General features: G+C 32.6%; 19 protein-coding genes and 1 pseudogene. 13 read left to right on the top strand and 7 right to left on the bottom strand.

Annotation, left to right across the window (positions count from 1 at the left end):
- The first annotated feature begins 12 nt into the window (after positions 1 to 12).
- Genes AC1RPR_RS03090 through AC1RPR_RS03080 form a run of 3 tightly spaced genes read left to right on the top strand, consistent with a single transcriptional unit; the run spans position 13 to position 1,638 of the window.
- Positions 13 to 213, top strand: coding sequence for a YqgQ family protein (locus AC1RPR_RS03090; RefSeq protein WP_409022657.1), 201 nt, complete (start codon positions 13 to 15; stop codon positions 211 to 213).
- Positions 214 to 244: 31 nt separating this feature from the next.
- On the top strand, positions 245 to 1,210 hold the full coding sequence (locus tag AC1RPR_RS03085; RefSeq protein ID WP_481761402.1) for an ROK family glucokinase: 966 nt from the start codon (positions 245 to 247) through the stop codon (positions 1,208 to 1,210).
- A gap of 20 nt (positions 1,211 to 1,230) precedes the next feature.
- Positions 1,231 to 1,638, top strand: a complete 408-nt coding sequence (locus AC1RPR_RS03080; protein ID WP_481761228.1) for a rhodanese-like domain-containing protein — start codon at positions 1,231 to 1,233, stop codon at positions 1,636 to 1,638.
- A 47-nt stretch (positions 1,639 to 1,685) separates the two neighbouring features.
- Here the strand turns inward: AC1RPR_RS03080 and AC1RPR_RS03075 are convergent, their stop codons facing one another.
- Positions 1,686 to 1,862 carry a DUF3042 family protein gene (locus AC1RPR_RS03075; RefSeq protein WP_409022655.1) on the bottom strand — a complete coding sequence of 59 codons (177 nt, stop codon included), beginning with the start codon at positions 1,860 to 1,862 and terminating at the stop codon, positions 1,686 to 1,688.
- Between the two features lie 126 nt (positions 1,863 to 1,988).
- Between AC1RPR_RS03075 and AC1RPR_RS03070 the strand changes: the two genes are divergently transcribed.
- The 8 genes from AC1RPR_RS03070 to AC1RPR_RS03035 all read left to right on the top strand — a co-directional run bounded on the left by AC1RPR_RS03070 (position 1,989) and on the right by AC1RPR_RS03035 (position 9,354).
- Complete coding sequence (locus AC1RPR_RS03070) at positions 1,989 to 2,726, top strand: glycerophosphodiester phosphodiesterase (protein ID WP_481761229.1); 738 nt, start codon at positions 1,989 to 1,991, stop codon at positions 2,724 to 2,726.
- A 2-nt stretch (positions 2,727 to 2,728) separates the two neighbouring features.
- A complete protein-coding gene (miaA, locus tag AC1RPR_RS03065) occupies positions 2,729 to 3,661 on the top strand; it encodes a tRNA (adenosine(37)-N6)-dimethylallyltransferase MiaA (protein ID WP_481761230.1) in 933 nt (310 codons plus the stop codon).
- A gap of 12 nt (positions 3,662 to 3,673) precedes the next feature.
- Entirely contained in the window at positions 3,674 to 4,927 is a 1,254-nt protein-coding gene (locus AC1RPR_RS03060) for a methionine gamma-lyase family protein (RefSeq protein ID WP_481761231.1), read from the top strand.
- Positions 4,928 to 5,027: 100 nt separating this feature from the next.
- Positions 5,028 to 5,417 (top strand): MerR family transcriptional regulator, encoded by a 390-nt coding sequence (locus AC1RPR_RS03055; RefSeq protein ID WP_481761232.1) that lies wholly within the window; start codon positions 5,028 to 5,030, stop codon positions 5,415 to 5,417.
- A 25-nt stretch (positions 5,418 to 5,442) separates the two neighbouring features.
- Complete coding sequence (gene glnA, locus AC1RPR_RS03050) at positions 5,443 to 6,786, top strand: type I glutamate--ammonia ligase (protein ID WP_409022650.1); 1,344 nt, start codon at positions 5,443 to 5,445, stop codon at positions 6,784 to 6,786.
- Between the two features lie 151 nt (positions 6,787 to 6,937).
- A complete protein-coding gene (locus AC1RPR_RS03045) occupies positions 6,938 to 7,822 on the top strand; it encodes an exonuclease SbcC (RefSeq protein WP_481761233.1) in 885 nt (294 codons plus the stop codon).
- Positions 7,822 to 8,754, top strand: coding sequence for a hypothetical protein (locus AC1RPR_RS03040; protein ID WP_481761234.1), 933 nt, complete (start codon positions 7,822 to 7,824; stop codon positions 8,752 to 8,754). Before AC1RPR_RS03045 ends, AC1RPR_RS03040 begins: the two co-directional genes overlap by 1 nt.
- 57 nt (positions 8,755 to 8,811) lie before the next feature.
- A complete protein-coding gene (locus AC1RPR_RS03035) occupies positions 8,812 to 9,354 on the top strand; it encodes a dUTP diphosphatase (protein WP_481761235.1) in 543 nt (180 codons plus the stop codon).
- A gap of 278 nt (positions 9,355 to 9,632) precedes the next feature.
- On the opposite strand, the gene AC1RPR_RS03030 is transcribed toward AC1RPR_RS03035, so the two are convergent.
- The 3 genes from AC1RPR_RS03030 to AC1RPR_RS03020 form a co-directional block, all read right to left on the bottom strand.
- The gene (locus tag AC1RPR_RS03030; protein ID WP_481762174.1) at positions 9,633 to 9,902 is read right to left on the bottom strand and encodes a hypothetical protein; all 270 of its coding nucleotides are present in this window, start codon (positions 9,900 to 9,902) and stop codon (positions 9,633 to 9,635) included.
- A 144-nt stretch (positions 9,903 to 10,046) separates the two neighbouring features.
- Positions 10,047 to 10,418, bottom strand: a complete 372-nt coding sequence (locus AC1RPR_RS03025) for a transporter (protein WP_409022645.1) — start codon at positions 10,416 to 10,418, stop codon at positions 10,047 to 10,049.
- Between the two features lie 77 nt (positions 10,419 to 10,495).
- On the bottom strand, positions 10,496 to 10,762 hold the full coding sequence (locus AC1RPR_RS03020; RefSeq protein WP_481761237.1) for a SemiSWEET family transporter: 267 nt from the start codon (positions 10,760 to 10,762) through the stop codon (positions 10,496 to 10,498).
- Positions 10,763 to 12,042: 1,280 nt separating this feature from the next.
- Between AC1RPR_RS03020 and AC1RPR_RS03015 the strand changes: the two genes are divergently transcribed.
- The gene (locus AC1RPR_RS03015; RefSeq protein ID WP_481761239.1) at positions 12,043 to 13,017 is read left to right on the top strand and encodes a hypothetical protein; all 975 of its coding nucleotides are present in this window, start codon (positions 12,043 to 12,045) and stop codon (positions 13,015 to 13,017) included.
- A gap of 8 nt (positions 13,018 to 13,025) precedes the next feature.
- Positions 13,026 to 13,589 (top strand): hypothetical protein, encoded by a 564-nt coding sequence (locus tag AC1RPR_RS03010; RefSeq protein ID WP_481761240.1) that lies wholly within the window; start codon positions 13,026 to 13,028, stop codon positions 13,587 to 13,589.
- A 22-nt stretch (positions 13,590 to 13,611) separates the two neighbouring features.
- On the opposite strand, the pseudogene AC1RPR_RS03005 reads toward AC1RPR_RS03010, so the two are convergent.
- The 3 genes and pseudogenes from AC1RPR_RS03005 to AC1RPR_RS02995 form a co-directional block, all read right to left on the bottom strand.
- Positions 13,612 to 14,205, bottom strand: a pseudogene (locus AC1RPR_RS03005) (IS3 family transposase); the annotation flags it as partial.
- A 116-nt stretch (positions 14,206 to 14,321) separates the two neighbouring features.
- A complete protein-coding gene (locus tag AC1RPR_RS03000; RefSeq protein ID WP_481761241.1) occupies positions 14,322 to 14,603 on the bottom strand; it encodes a putative quinol monooxygenase in 282 nt (93 codons plus the stop codon).
- 119 nt (positions 14,604 to 14,722) lie between these two features.
- Complete coding sequence (locus tag AC1RPR_RS02995) at positions 14,723 to 15,427, bottom strand: DUF4352 domain-containing protein (protein WP_481761242.1); 705 nt, start codon at positions 15,425 to 15,427, stop codon at positions 14,723 to 14,725.
- Between the last annotated feature and the right edge of the window lie 343 nt (positions 15,428 to 15,770).

Raw genomic sequence — 15,770 nt, 5'->3', positions numbered from 1 at the left:
GGTGACCGTTAATTGAAAAATTTGTATGATGTCCAACAACTATTGAAACAATTTGGTGTGTACGTTTATGTTGGTAAACGTATGTGGGATATTGAATTAATGGCATTGGAATTAGATAATTTACATCGATCAGGAGTGATTGATGACAAAATCTATGCTAGAGCTAAAATTGTACTATCTCATGAACATCGAGTTGAAGAACAAAATAATTGAGAGTGTAAGTGGAGGAATTTGAATAATGGTAATTGAAAAAAAATTAATTGGTGTCGACTTAGGTGGCACAACAGTTAAATTCGCTATTTTAACTGAAACAGGCGATATTCAACAAAAATGGAGTATTGAAACAAACGTTCTTGATGAAGGCTCACATATTGTGCCAGATATCATTGCTTCAATTAATCACCATATCAGACTATTTGATATGACTGCTGATCAATTCGTTGGAATTGGTATGGGCTCACCAGGTACAGTAAATCGTGCAGATGGAACTGTTATTGGTGCATATAATTTGAACTGGAAAACATTGCAAAATGTTCAAGCAGATATTGAATCCGGTACACAAATTCCATTTGCTATTGATAATGACGCCAACGTTGCTGCTTTAGGTGAACGTTGGAAAGGCGCTGGCGAAAATGATGATGAAGTTGCCTTCATCACGCTTGGAACTGGTGTTGGTGGCGGTATTATCGCTAACGGTGCATTATTACATGGTGTTGCTGGTGCTGGTGGCGAAGTTGGACATATTACAGTTGAACCTAATGGCTACATGTGTACTTGTGGTAAGCATGGTTGTTTAGAACAATATGCTTCAGCTACTGGTGTTGTACGTGTAGCTCGTGATATGGCTGAAGAGTTTGCTGGCCAATCAAAATTAAAAGAAATGTTAGATGACGGACAAGAAATTACATCTAAATTAGTTTTTGATTTAGCTAAAGAGAATGATGTTTTAGGTAAAATGGTCGTTGATAAGGTATCGTATTATCTTGGACTAGCTTGTGGTAACTTAGGTAATATGTTAAATCCAGCATATATTGTTATCGGTGGCGGTGTTTCTGCTGCTGGAACGTTCCTATTAGATCAAGTTACTAAATACTTTAAACAATTTTCATTCCCAACAGTTCGTTCATCAACATCATTAAAATTAGCACAATTAGGAAATGAAGCTGGCGTTATTGGTGCCGCTTCACTTGCTCGTCAGTTTATTAAATAATAATTGAGGGGAGAACTAGTATGATTTTAGGAGCAGTAAAGGTTAGTTTAATAATTAATATCATTTTGATTATTATTTTAGTTGGGTTAGCTGGTAACCAATTTTATCTTTGGTATATGGGTCGCCGTGCAGCTAAATTAGTAACAAATGAAGAATTTAATGAAGGTATGCGTAAGGCGCAAGTTGTTGATTTACGTGAAAAAAGTGAATTTGATGCTTCTCATATTATGGGAGCAAGAAATATTCCCTATTCTCAATTTAAAACAGCGATTGGTGGTTTAAGAAAAGATTTACCTCTTTACTTATATGACCAAGGTAAATCGATTAGTACTCGAGCAGCCTATAAATTACACAAACAAGGCTATACAGATATTACTATTTTGAAAACAGGTTTTTCAAAATGGGATGGTAGAACAAAAAAACGCTAAAAAGAAAAAGCATTGAGGAATGAAAATTCTTCAATGCTTTTATTAGTTTATGAATGGTGTGATGAACGGCTCTTACGTGTTGCACGTTTACGGTTTTCTTCAATCATTTGTTCTTTTTCTTCGATGGGTGCAACAACAGTTTTTTTAAAGGCAAAGACGCTACCAACTAATGCGCCTACAGTTGCAGCAGTTCCGACTAAGAAACCTTTTGAAAAGTTTTTCATTATGTAGACCTCCTTATTCATTTGACATCTTTATTATGACTTATTCAATCTAAAATTGCCACTAAAAGCACCGCTATTTTACGATTAATGATATAATAATTTTTGAAAGTTAGGGGTGACTTGTATATGCAGACCAAAATTTATGCGCATCGCGGAAGTAAGGGAACCAGACCAGAAAATACGTTAGTTAGTTTTCAGGCCGCAATAGATGCAGGAGCCGACGGCATTGAGACTGATGTTCAGTTGTCTAAAGATGGTGAACTAATCATTATGCATGATGAAAAAATTGATAGGACCACAAATTTAACAGGTAAGGTAGTAAATCTGACACTAGCGGAATTAAAAAAAGCAGATGCAGGAATTAAATTCAGTTCTGACTATCAAGGTGAACAAATTCCAACATTAAAAGAAGTAATTGAGTTGTTAAAAGATAACAACTTTAAAGGCACTTTTAATTTAGAATTAAAAACGAATCATATAGAATACCAAGGTATAGAAGAACTTGTAAATAAACAAATGGAACAATTACCATCAGATATTCATCTTTTGTATTCTAGTTTTAATCCAAACTCAATTCGTAGAATGCAAAAAATTAATCCTGATGCAGAATTCGCGAGTTTATTCCAATTTAAAATTAAAGAGTCGCGTCAATTGGCTAAGCATCATTTAATCACTAGCTTACACCCTGATGTGACCTGGCTGAGAGAACGACATGGCTTATTTTGGCCAAAGCTACTGATTCGCCCTTGGACAGTTAATTCAGTTAAGGATATGACTTATTGTTTTAAAAAGAAATATGATGCCATTTTTACAGATTTTCCTGCAAAAGCAATAGAAGTACGAAAAGATATTCAAGGAGATTAGAAATGACGCAAAAAGTATTGTTAATTGTTGGGCCAACTGCAGTTGGTAAAACTGATTTATCGATAAAATTAGCAAAAAAATTTAATGGTGAGATTATTTCAGGCGATTCTATGCAAGTTTACCGGAAATTAGATATAGGGACGGCTAAAATTACAGAAGATGAGATGGATGGAATTCCACATTATTTAATTAATCACAAGAATAGTGATGAACGTTATTCAGTCGCTGATTTTACAGTCGAAAGTCGCGCAGCAATTAGTGATATTGCCTCTAGAGGGAAATTACCAATAATTGTTGGTGGGACCGGATTTTATTTACAGGCATTACTTGATAATTTTCAATTGGGAACAGATAATGACGACGATTTAAATTTAAGAAAAGAATTACAAGAACGTAGTGAAAAAATCGGTCCTGAGGCACTTTGGCAAGAATTAGAAAGCTTAGATCCAAATGCAGCATTAAAAATTCCAGTTAATAATACGCTACGAGTAATCAGGGCATTAGAGGTTATTAAAAAATCAAATCAATTGTTTTCGGCGCAAGCGGATCAAAAAACGGATGAGTTTAACCCCTTTATTATTGGGTTATCGACTGATAGGTCAGTGCTATATGATCGGATTAATCGTCGAGTTGACCTTATGATTGGTTCCGGGCTGATTGATGAAGCAAAATGGCTTTTTAACCAAAAAACCAATGATTTACCAGCTAGTAAAGGTATTGGATATAAAGAGCTATATGCTTATTTTGAAGAAAAACAATCACTTGATGAAGCGACAGAGTTAATAAAACGCAACTCAAGGCGTTACGCAAAACGACAATTAACTTGGTTTAGAAATAAAATGGCAGTTAACTGGTTTGATTTAATCGAGCATCCGGAACAACTAAGTAAAATAGAAATACAAATAGTGGATTGGTTAAAAGGACAAAAGTCATAAGGAGAAGAATATATGCAAAAATGGATAGATAATTTATCACAGGAGTTAGCAAATGTTGTAGGAGAAGTTGATACTCAAATTGAACCAAGACTAAAAGAAATTGATGAACAGGTTTTGTTTAACCAACAAAAAGTCTTGGAAGCTTTTAAGAAAAATAATGTTTCTGAAACATATTTTGCCGGATCAACAGGATATGGATACGACGATATCGGCCGCGATGGACTTGATCGTATCTATGCAGATGTTTTCAAAACAGAAGCGGCAATGGTGAGACCACAAATTGTTTCAGGAACGCATTCAATTTCAACAGCCCTTTTTGGTATGTTACGACCAGGGGACGATTTATTATATATTACTGGGATGCCATACGATACGATTCAGGAAGTTATTGGTATTTCTGGAACGGGTATTGGTTCAATGAAAGAATATGGTATCGGGTTTGATTACGTCCCATTAACGGCTGACAATCATATGGATTCTAATGGTTTAAAAGAAAAGTTAACGGATAAGGTTAAAGTTGTTGCAATCCAACGTTCTCGTGGGTATGCAACTAGAGATAGTTTTATGGTATCTGAAATTGCTGAGATGATTAAAGAAGTTCGTAAAATTTCAAAAGATGTGATTATTTTTATCGATAACTGCTATGGTGAATTTTCTGAAACAATTGAACCAACAGAGGTAGGTGCTGATATCATGTCAGGGTCACTAATTAAAAATGCTGGTGGTGGTTTAGCTAAAACGGGTGGTTACATCGTTGGACGTGCTGATTTAATTGAAAAAGCTGGTTACCGCCTAACAACACCTGGTACTGGTAATGAAGAGGGCGCCACCTTAAATGTTATGAGAGATTTTATTCAAGGGTTCTTTTTAGCACCTCATGTAACAGGTGAGGCAATTAAAGGTGCTATCTATACGAGTGCATTACTTGAAAAAATGGGATTAGATGTGTCACCAAAATGGGATGCACCAAGAACTGATCTCATTCAAACGGTTAACTTTGGTAAACCAGAACCAATGGTTAAGTTTGCTCAAGCTATCCAACGTGAATCTCCCGTTGATGCATATGTTGAACCAAAACCAAGTGATATGGCTGGTTATGAAGATAAAGTTATTATGGCTGCGGGTACTTTTGTTGAAGGTGCTAGTGTCGAATTGTCAGCTGATGGTCCAATAAGAGAACCTTATACGCTTTATGTTCAGGGTGGGTTAACGTATGCGCATGTTAAGTTAGCAGTTACAGCTGCAGTTGAAAAAACATTCTATTGAACAATCGACTGTAAGCTATGTTATAAAATCTAACATTGTACGTTGACAGTCATTTATTTCCTTGTTACTATAAGGATGTAATTAAAAAGGAGGCTTGTTTATGAAAGAGAAGGAACTCAGACGATCATTAGCGGTATTACCAATTGGAACGGTAATGAAATTAACGGACTTAACGGCTCGTCAAATTCGTTATTATGAGGAGCAGGAGTTAATTATGCCCCAAAGAAATGATGGTAATCGCAGAATGTATTCACTGAATGATATTGATAAGTTATTTGAAATTAAAGATTATTTAGATGAAGGCATGAATATGGTTGGCATTAAAGAAATTTATTTTGAAAAGGAAGCACAGGCTAAAAAGCAACGCAAATTGTTAGAAAAGCCTTTGACAGATAATGATGTTAGACATATTTTTCAAAATGAATTTCTTTCAGTTAGTGGACTTAAAAATCCTGACGATCCTTCTTTTAACACAAACAAGCGTCTATAAATTATAAATACTGAGGAGAGATAAAATGGCAAAAGCTGCATACACTAAAGATGACATTGTTACAATGGCAAAAAAAGAGAACGTTAAATTTTTAAGACTTATGTTTACAGATTTATTCGGAATTATTAAGAACGTGGAAGTTCCGATTAGCCAACTAGACAAATTATTAGAAAACAAATTAATGTTCGATGGTTCTTCAATCGACGGATTCGTTCGAATCGAAGAAAGTGATATGTACTTATACCCAGATTTATCAACTTGGATGATTTTCCCATGGGAACATGAACATGGAAAAATTGCGCGTATTATTTGTGAAGTTTATAACGCTGAACGTAAACCATTCCAAGGTGATCCAAGAAATAACCTTATCCGTGTCTTAAAAGAAATGAATGATTTAGGGTTTACTGAATTTAATATTGGACCTGAACCAGAATTTTTCTTATTTAAATTAGACCCTATAACGGGAAAACCTACAACACAATTAAACGATAAAGGTAGCTATTTTGATTTAGCACCAGTTGATTTAGGTGAAAATTGTCGTCGAGATATCGTGTTAGAACTTGAAAACATGGGTTTTGATGTTGAAGCTTCTCATCATGAAGTAGCACCTGGCCAACATGAAATTGATTTTAAATACGCAGATGCTTTACAAGCCTGTGATAACATCCAAACATTTAAATTAGTCGTTAAAACGGTAGCTAGAAAACATGGTCTACATGCGACATTTATGCCAAAACCATTGAATGGAATTAATGGTTCAGGGATGCATATTAATATGTCATTATTTCATAAAGATGGTAATGCATTCTTTGATGAAAAAGATAAGATGCAATTATCTGAAGATGCCTACCACTTCTTAGGTGGTTTATTACAACATGCACGTGGTTACACAGCAATTACTAATCCAACAGTTAACTCATATAAACGTCTTGTCCCTGGATTTGAGGCACCTGTTTATGTTGCTTGGTCTGGACGTAACCGATCGCCATTAGTTCGTGTACCAATGGCTCGTGGGTTATCAACTCGATTAGAGTTAAGAAGTGTTGATGCAACTGCTAATCCTTATCTTGTTATTGCGGCTATTTTAGAAGCAGGACTTGATGGACTTAGAAATAAAGTTGTACCACCTGCATCTGTTGATAGAAATATTTACGTAATGAACCGTCAAGAACGCCAAGATAATCATATTAGTGACTTACCATCGACACTACACAATGCCATTAAAGCATTGGAAAAAGATGATATCATGGAAAAAGCAATGGGTCCTCATTTATATCCAAGCTTTATTGAAGCCAAAAAATTAGAATGGGCTGCTTACCGTCAAGAAGTTTCTGAATGGGAAAGAGATCAATATTTAGAACTTTATTAAAAAAAGTGTAATAAAGGTTTGAAATGACTAACTAAATGATTGATAATGAAACTAGGACAAGTAAAATTGTTTTAGTTTTTTTGATTATGCAAAGAAAAATCACAATACATAGTAAAAAAAATAATCATTAAATATGAATAAGGGGTAAACTATGATAAAAGACAATCAATTTAATTTATCGGATCACAGTGAAGCTACAAACAATATCGAACGCACTCTATCTAAAAAAGTTGAGTACTTAAATCAACTTAGAGAGGCGATTAAACAAGAAGATGATCGATTAGTTTATCAACTCATTAACCAATCTCGTTACGCACAACTAGTGTTAAAGAAAAGAAGCGTTTCGGAATCTGCCATTCAAGAAGAGTTGGTCATTAAAGATTATCCACAAATTCAACAATATTTAAGTTTGAAACTTATCTCATATTTACGTGATACGTATCCATTCTTCTATTTTGAAGAAATGGAAGTTGGAAAATTCAAAATTCATTTTGGTAATTGGTGGGATCGAAAAGAATTTGGCTATTTAGACGTTTTAAATGTTGAATTTAAATTTGATGAAGAAGAACTAGCTAAATTAGCTAAGTCTTTTGAATTGGAAGAAACGAATAAACGTGTTAATACAGATAAAATTAATCAAATATCAATTCAAAATAAAGAACGTCAAGAATTAGTTGATTCTCAGGATGAACGTGACGCTGAAAAAGACAAAATTCGCGAAGATATGAAACGTAATTCACAAGAAAAAGGGCGTCCTTGGGATGCTGGACGTATTCGTGAAGAACGTCGCGTGTTAAAAGAAAGATTAACAGAGTTAACTGAGATGGATGAAAAAGCCAGCAGTGCATATCAAGATATTAAATCAAGTGAGACTGATGTTTTAAGTTTAGCCAAAGAAGATACGTTGATTGGTTATGAAAGACAAAGTGTTATTGGTATATTTGGTGATTTTGAAAAATTCACTAAACAAAATGATGCCTTATATTACAGTTATTTATCTCACTTAATTAGTCAAAAAGGACAGGTGACTGAATAATGGCTGAAAAAGAAAAGCAGTTAGTTTCTACAAAATCGCGTTTAGTAAACTTTAATGAACAAATTAAATTAAGTCTGAACAATGGGATTAAATTTACGGAAACATTAGATGTTTTAATGAATACCCAGGATAAAGTTGAGTTGATTGATGCCGCAATGAGTTTGATGGGTTATCAACTTGACACTAATTATTTAACATTCCCGCAAAAATATAGTGCTGCAGATTATTGTTTACTCTTCTTTAACCGTTTAATGGACTTGCATGATAATGAAACGGCTATTTTACACTTCTCAGAGCCTAGAAAAGCACTTGTCCATGAAATACCTGGGATTAATGTCGTAGATAGTTTTTCCTTTAAAATTGATGATAATGATGGCGCTTATTATGTTGCACAAGAATCAGGAGAATCTTTATTTTATTTAAATTTACGTAAAAGAATGATTCGAATTAATAGTACAGCTATTACAAATGTCTTAATTGTTAGTTACTTGGAAAAATTAGACGCAAAATCGATTAAATATCTTGAAATGATGTTAATTGATTTTGCGACGTATTTAAAAGAAGATTATGGATTTAGCGTTGATCTTAATCTATTGGATTCAGGTAATCCAGCAAGATACGAATTGTCTGAAGATATACTTAAACGAAGTGTTATCGATGAATTATTTGTACTTGCTTCAGAAAATGAGTTAATGGTTGAAGCAGGCGCAAATAATAGTGCTGTTTTAAAATTAGCTAAATCTGAAATAACAATTTATGATCAACAACAAATGGGTGAGAGTGATAATGAAAAATGGGTCGTTGCTGTTATGGATGCTGCCCAAGAAATTTCATGGTTCGATATTTTGTTGAATGAACCTTTCATTAGAAATTGGTACTTGAATAATATAAATGAATTAAGTATTAAATCAGATCCCTTGATTTTTAAATAATAAAAAAATGTCTGTCCGTTAGTTACTAGTGGGCAGATTTTTTTGGAGGAAAATTTAGTGAACTTAACAGATATGATCCAAATGGAACGAAGCTTTGATCGGGATGTTATTCAAGATAAAAAAATTAGATGGAGTCCTGAAGAGAGATTGTTTAACGCCTATGTGAGCTTGGATGTTGAACTATCAGAATTAGCCAACACGGTTGAATGGTTTAAAGTCTGGAAAGAAAATCGTGGACAAAAAATGGAAAAAGGCAAAACGCATGAAGAGACAGTACTCTCAGAATATGTTGATGCAATGAGTTTCTTTTTTAATATTGCCAATCAAAATAAATGGACCTATTTATTATTAATTAGTGACGAAGAGATGGATGATTTTGCAAAAAAGCCTATGACAATGTCATTGAATAAAGTCTTTTTATCGTTAAAATTAATGATTTCTAAAAGTTTATTTAGTCATAAATTAGAAGATTTTAAACATGCTTGGCATCTTTTTATTAAATTCGGGTTAGTTGATTTAAAATTGTCTTGGAATGATATTGAAAATGAATTTGTTAAAAAAAATATGGAAAATATTGAAAGACAAGAAAATAATTATTAATTAAAACAGTCTTAAATTGGAGCTAACCAATAATATTGGACAAAAATTTAAGCAGGTTACTGAATTTTAAGAGCTTGGTATCGTATTATTAGTAATTAATTTACAACTGAGCGTCGTAAATAAGGAATCATTAATAATTCGTATTTTAAATTTTAATAAAGAAAAGCCTTCGACATTGGATTTTTGTCCAATATTGAAGGCTTTTTTGTGTTAATAACTGAATAACAGTTTTTATTTGAATGAGACTAATCTCTTTTAAAATTAACTTAAGTAAAAAATCAAGAACCAGTATCAAAATTAAAATCAGCACCATCTTCAGATTCATGAATATGAACGTCTTTAGCAGACGAAGTACTATCATTAATATCAAAGCTCTCAGAAGAAGATGTCTTCTTAGTAGATGATGAAGATTCTTTAGAAGAATCTTTGGCCTTAGAAGATGAGGCCTTTGTGTTGGATGATGCAGACGACTGTTGAGAAGAAGAGCTATTTTTGTTAGAACTGGAATCAGAATTATAACTATATTCGCAAGCAGACAATAGTAGCATTGATACGCTTAGAACCCCTAGTAAGCTAATAAATTTTTTCATTTTAAATCCCCCAATATTTTTATGGTGCAAAGCGAGCAGTAGGAATCGCACCTACTAAAAGTATCTATACGCTCGTTAGAAATTTATGTTAAATTTTGTTTATTAGTGCTTAGCAGGAGCTTGTTTGAGTGTGAAAACTGCTGCAATGATTAATAAAATAAATGTAGGAAGGGCAAAAACCATTGATAAAAGAAATAAACCGCAACCAATAATACCAAGAACATGGCCAGTAATAGAGATATCAGCTTTTCTTGATTGAACAAGTGCAACAATGTGAAGAATAAGGCCAATTCCTAGCATAATATAAAAGAAAATAGCTGTACCGCTAGTTAAGGTTGATGTTCCAGAGACAGCGTGTGATGTTACAGTAGATTTATTGATACCAGTTAAAATAACGATAAGCCAAGAAAAGGCTACTAATATAGTATTTATGATATCGAAAGTACCTGCTGCAGTGTTAATTTTTAGTTTCATGAAGAATTCCCCCGTATGGAGCTTTTAACGTGATTCCCTATCTGCACGTAAGTATTCTATTTTATGTATATGATATTTTATAAGGCAGTGAAGAAAGCGATGGCGCCTAGAAAGATACCCGGTACGTTTGCAAAGAATATAGGCCAGTCTTTATTTTTACCACATACGCCATAGACAGTCCAAAATATGCAATTAATACAGGCAACCAAGGGCTGAACAGGATTACCCTGGCTACCATTAAGGTTGGAAATGATTTGTGGGATGTATGAGACATACATTAAGATAGATAAAATACTTGCAAACTTCCCGATTTTTTCTAGAGTGCTATCATTTAATAATTTCATTCTAATTCCTCCAAACTTTTTTATGCCTCTCTATAATAACTAATTATCAGTTATTCTACAAATTATAACAACTGGGAGTAGGTAAAAATGTTTGGTGTTGGTGAAAATAAACTTGTGGATGATTTTTATTATTAAAATGCATCAAAATTTTCTTGGGTGATAAATTAATTATTTAAATGAAGGCTAGGTATTTGTTTAGGTTAATATCTTACTAATTCAGAACTGTTATTGTAAACTCAGTATTTTGTTTTTAACTAATACTGACTATTTATGAAATTGCTGGATCTGAATAGCAAAGCTATAGAATGTTGAATAAATGATATTTAAATAGTGGTACATTCAGTAGAAACTATAGGACTAATAGTTTCTGTTAACAGATGACTACGTATCAAAAAAATTTACAGGGATGAGTTAATGCGTTGCTCTAATCAGAATGACGTTCCTCAGATGATTATCAAATTTAACAATAATTTTTCTTATAAAGGTAGCGCAGTTATTGATACTATTCATGAGTTGACCATTTAGGAGAAGAATGAAGTAATCAGAGAAATTACACTACTTGAGTTTCATTAATGATTTAGATAACATAAAACCCACTTAGTAAGGTGACTTATACATACAACTATTACTCTGACTGGCAATGATTATAACAAACGTAAAGGGGGAAATGCTATATCTTCATTTAACGAACTATTCCCACAAGTCAATGAAAAATCTACAATTAATAAGGTTAAACGTTTTTTTAAAGTATGGTTACCAAAAATGCAGAGATATAGTCAGAAGGATATTAGCGGAATTAAGTCGCCAATTATCATGGATATGCCTAAAAAGTACCTCAGGGAACAATCAACACGAAGAGACCATAACTAAACGTATCTATGCTGAGCAAGTTATTAATAATGTTCTAGTAGCTTTAAAGAGTTGTGACACTATTAGTAGAAAAATATTAATAGATGTCTATATTGCAGAAGATAATAAATAAAATGATATTGAAATGGATGATTTAGGATATGAAAAGACGAGATACAGTTTTTACAAGAATCGAGCATGCTTACAGTTTGCTGATTCATTCTTAATTGAAGACTTACATGATTTCAAAAAGTGAACATTTAGTGAACAAATTGAAGTGATTAATCTGTTATATTAGTAATATGATATTTTGATATCAGTTATTAATCTCTAATCCAAATATTTATACACACATGAGAAAGGTATTGTTTACCTGTCTTTTTTATTGTTTAATAATAGAGCGAGTATAAATTATTTGGAGGAGTAACTATTTGGACAATTATTATGTATTTAAATTAAATTTAGCACCAAATATAATTAGAACTTACGTTGAAAGAAAATCAGAAGGTTGGAAACAGCTTAAACATAATGTAATAAAGGATGATCTAACTAATAGTTTTGGAATACCTAATGGATTTGAAAGGGGAACATATTTAAATTTTATTTTTAAGGATACTGATGTTAAAGAAGAATTATCCAAATCTATAGAATATACAGAATTTGTTGCTCAATCTAAAAAAATAGAAGAGGAATATTTTGCTGTTATAGAAAACTATGAAAAAAATTCGGGCATTTTATGGACAAAAGAATTTTTGGGCGTTACAAAAGTTGAAATGAGAACAAAAATGGACAAATTACTTAAAAAATATCCATTTTTAAAAGAATCATTAGATGATGTTTTAGAAGATGATATAATAGGCAACTTAAAAGGGTACGGACGTTACGGACATGGTCGTAAAATGATGCTAGAGGCTAGAAAAATAATACGGTATATTCAGGATAAAGAATATATAAATGCTGGAGTGAATTTTTTTTATGAATTGGAAACTGAAAAAATTTTAATTTCTACTAATGACAAAAGTTTGAAAGAAGCTATTAGTATGTCTGAAAGAATAGAATCATTTATAAATACAGCAGAAAATACCAATATGGGTGCTGTATCAGTTAATGCAGTTCAAGATAGCGTTAGCATTAAGCAAGATTATGCAAGAGTAACAGTACATCTTGTCTATCCTAATGGTGCCCAGCAAGTTGAAGATAGGGACCTTGCTAGTCGAAAACGTATAAATGCTGAAGATGTGAAAAAAATATATAGTGCCCCTAGAGGAGAAAAAGTAAATACAGTAGAGTTAAGTAAACAATTGGGTGAAGATGCTAAGCGAGGATACCTTAAATCGATAAAACATAGGGCAATGAGTATAATGAAAATTGTACCTGTAATAGTTAATAAAAATTTTCATAAATAGGTGATAGTATGGTAGATAATAAATCATTGATGAGAGCATTATGGACTTCAAAACGAGCAACTATATGCAATATATACTCTAAAATTGGAATTTCGATAAATGTAATATTTACAATAATATATTTATTTTTTCCGGATATTATTAATGTTAATTATGAAGTTTCAAGCTTATTGGGTATTTCTGTTACCGGATTATCTTTTACATTCGCATTATTTGTTGCGGTTAAAAGTATCTTTGATATAGATAATTTAGGACACATATATTTAGTTTCTAAAACAGATACTCAATTAAAAAACGTATTTGTTGAAATATTCACACCATTTATGTGGACTTCATTTTTATGGCTAACCATAGTTGGAATATCAATTAGTACTATGTTAATATCATTTGAAACCTTTATTGATTTTGAAGTAATTTTGTATTTGAAAGGAATAGTTTTAATTTTAGTATTTACGGCGTCTTTGAATATTTTTGGGCTTATTTTAGACATCATCCGAGATACTCAAAAAAAGGCTATAGAGGCTGGAGAAGAAGAAGCTGAGTCAATAATAAAAAATAATAAAATGAAGTGAACCCTAAATATTGGACGAAGCTTTATGCAGCATTCTGGGTTATAAAAATTCGGTGTTCAACCGGGCTTTTACAACCCAATTTTATTTTAATTCGTGAAAAATTATAGTCATTTATCCAAACCGGTACTTGTGAAACTAGTGTTTCATATGTATCGGTTTCTTTTTGATAGAAAGCTTCAGCTTTCATAATATGGAAAAAGCTTTCCATGGCAGCGTTATCTAAACATGTTGCTTTACGTGACATACTCTGAAAAATACGATATTTTTTGAGAATAGTAACCCAATTTTTGTGTTGATATTGGAATCCTTGGTCAGAATGAATCGTCGTTCGATAATTTAAATCTTTTGGGATTTTTGCAATTGCTTGTTTCAAAACCTTTGTTGTAAATTTAACTGTTGGATGTTTACTAATCTGATGACTTAGAATTTTGCCTGAAAACAGATCATAAATACAGGTGAAATGGGCCCGTTCATCGATTGTTTCGTCACCCCAACGGACTTCTGTAACATCTGTTGCTAGTTTTTGATAAGGTCGGTCCGAAAAGAAACGGCGATTAATCAGGTTTTTAGAAACGGTACCAACTTTTCCTTTATACGAGTTGTATTTGCGTGTCTGGCTGAAATTGAAGTAGCTCCCATAAATTAAATCTCCTTAAATTTTTAAAATTTTGTAGCAATACGACCAATGAGCCTTGCACTCATAGCCAGCTTAACTGGTGGTCGAAAGGGTAGTTAGGCGTCCATTACAATAACTTGTAATTCTTCAGTTACAAATTGATTGATGCCTGCTAAAAATTCTTTAAAATAAGTTGTTTCATTGTGGAAGTTAACTGCGTCTTGGTCTTGCCAATGCTCAATTATTGCATAACGATTGTTGGCACCTAATTGTTTAAAATGATTGTATGAAATATTACCAGATTCTTTTTTTGATTGCGTCACTAGAGGATCAATAAAATGTTCATATTCTGTAATACAATTTTCATTAACAACTAAACTAACATTAAAAACTTTCATGATAATATTCTCCTTTTTAGCTTTTAACGTGATTCCTATGCACGTAGATAAACAAAAACGAGCAGCAGGAGTTGCACCTGCTTGAAGTATCTATACACTCGTTAAAATTAGTTAAATATTTATTCCCAAGTTGAGTCCCCGTAAGTGACAGAGAACGGACCAGCATTAGAAGTTGTAAAGTATAATGTCATTACAGCTTTTTTTCCGGCAGCTATTGAATTTGGAATATTACCAGAGTAAGTCTCTGAATTAAATTCCCCAATAGTATCATCACTATCATAGACGTCAAACTTTTGACCATTGAAATCTAGTGGACCTGTACCATTATTTTGAACGGTTACTTTAACAGCAACTTGTGTATCACCGGATTTAACATCATTTAAAGGAACTGACGTTTCTTTTTCAGCAGAGTCAACGGTTATCTTTGAGTCGTCAGTTAAATCTACAGAATCGCCAAAAGATGAAGTAGATTCTGAATCGGATTCATCATCAGTGTATGACTCATCGTCAGATTCTGAATCAGATTCAGATTCATCGTCAACATATGAATCATCATCGTCATCATAACTAGAATCATCATCTGATTCTGACGAGTCACTAGCACTTGACGATCTAAAATTAGACGATGAACGCGCTGACGAATCTTTATCAGATGTTACCGACATCACGCTAAAAGAAATAATTGATATGCCTAAACCGGCAATCAATAAAATTAGTGGTATTAAATTAGAAGCTTTATTACCCCAAGCTACAATAAACCAAGTTACACCTGTAAAAAAAACAACTAAACCAATAAGAAAAATAATTGTAAATGTAGTACTCATGAATATATTTCCTCCGAAATCTATATCTCTACTCCTAGAAATATGATAAAATTATTTGTTAATATATTTATACCCTCTAACTTGCTACCAACAGGTTAGGGGATTTTTTAATAGTTTTATTTCAAACAATTTACTAAAGCTTAAGTAATTGCTTGATATTTTTAACGTGTTTTCCAGTAATACAATATAAAGCGTTGCCAACAGCCTTACCGACAGAAAATGCTTTCTTATCGCCTGATATTTTAATACTTTAGTAGATTTATTGATAAAAATATCCATGCAACAAATATGCAACAAATGTTTTGAGCATTCTATCCTTTATAGTCTGTTTTCACCTAAATAA

This window comes from Dellaglioa sp. CoH-57-MRSF-22, from assembly GCF_056781895.1.
Note: the sequence above shows the minus strand (reverse complement) of the source record. Positions and strands in the feature narration are given on the sequence as shown.

Excerpts from the sequence above, each read along its gene's own strand:
- AC1RPR_RS03080 (WP_481761228.1), top strand. The coding sequence starts at position 1,231 with ATGATTTTAGGAGCAGTAAAGGTTAGTTTAATAATTAATATCATTTTG.
- AC1RPR_RS03075 (WP_409022655.1), bottom strand. The coding sequence starts at position 1,862 with ATGAAAAACTTTTCAAAAGGTTTCTTAGTCGGAACTGCTGCAACTGTA.
- AC1RPR_RS03070 (WP_481761229.1), top strand. The coding sequence starts at position 1,989 with ATGCAGACCAAAATTTATGCGCATCGCGGAAGTAAGGGAACCAGACCA.
- miaA (WP_481761230.1), top strand. The coding sequence starts at position 2,729 with ATGACGCAAAAAGTATTGTTAATTGTTGGGCCAACTGCAGTTGGTAAA.
- AC1RPR_RS03060 (WP_481761231.1), top strand. The coding sequence starts at position 3,674 with ATGCAAAAATGGATAGATAATTTATCACAGGAGTTAGCAAATGTTGTA.
- AC1RPR_RS03055 (WP_481761232.1), top strand. The coding sequence starts at position 5,028 with ATGAAAGAGAAGGAACTCAGACGATCATTAGCGGTATTACCAATTGGA.
- glnA (WP_409022650.1), top strand. The coding sequence starts at position 5,443 with ATGGCAAAAGCTGCATACACTAAAGATGACATTGTTACAATGGCAAAA.
- AC1RPR_RS03045 (WP_481761233.1), top strand. The coding sequence starts at position 6,938 with ATGATAAAAGACAATCAATTTAATTTATCGGATCACAGTGAAGCTACA.
- AC1RPR_RS03040 (WP_481761234.1), top strand. The coding sequence starts at position 7,822 with ATGGCTGAAAAAGAAAAGCAGTTAGTTTCTACAAAATCGCGTTTAGTA.
- AC1RPR_RS03030 (WP_481762174.1), bottom strand. The coding sequence starts at position 9,902 with ATGCTACTATTGTCTGCTTGCGAATATAGTTATAATTCTGATTCCAGT.
- AC1RPR_RS03025 (WP_409022645.1), bottom strand. The coding sequence starts at position 10,418 with ATGAAACTAAAAATTAACACTGCAGCAGGTACTTTCGATATCATAAAT.
- AC1RPR_RS03020 (WP_481761237.1), bottom strand. The coding sequence starts at position 10,762 with ATGAAATTATTAAATGATAGCACTCTAGAAAAAATCGGGAAGTTTGCA.
- AC1RPR_RS03010 (WP_481761240.1), top strand. The coding sequence starts at position 13,026 with ATGGTAGATAATAAATCATTGATGAGAGCATTATGGACTTCAAAACGA.
- AC1RPR_RS03000 (WP_481761241.1), bottom strand. The coding sequence starts at position 14,603 with ATGAAAGTTTTTAATGTTAGTTTAGTTGTTAATGAAAATTGTATTACA.
- AC1RPR_RS02995 (WP_481761242.1), bottom strand. The coding sequence starts at position 15,427 with ATGAGTACTACATTTACAATTATTTTTCTTATTGGTTTAGTTGTTTTT.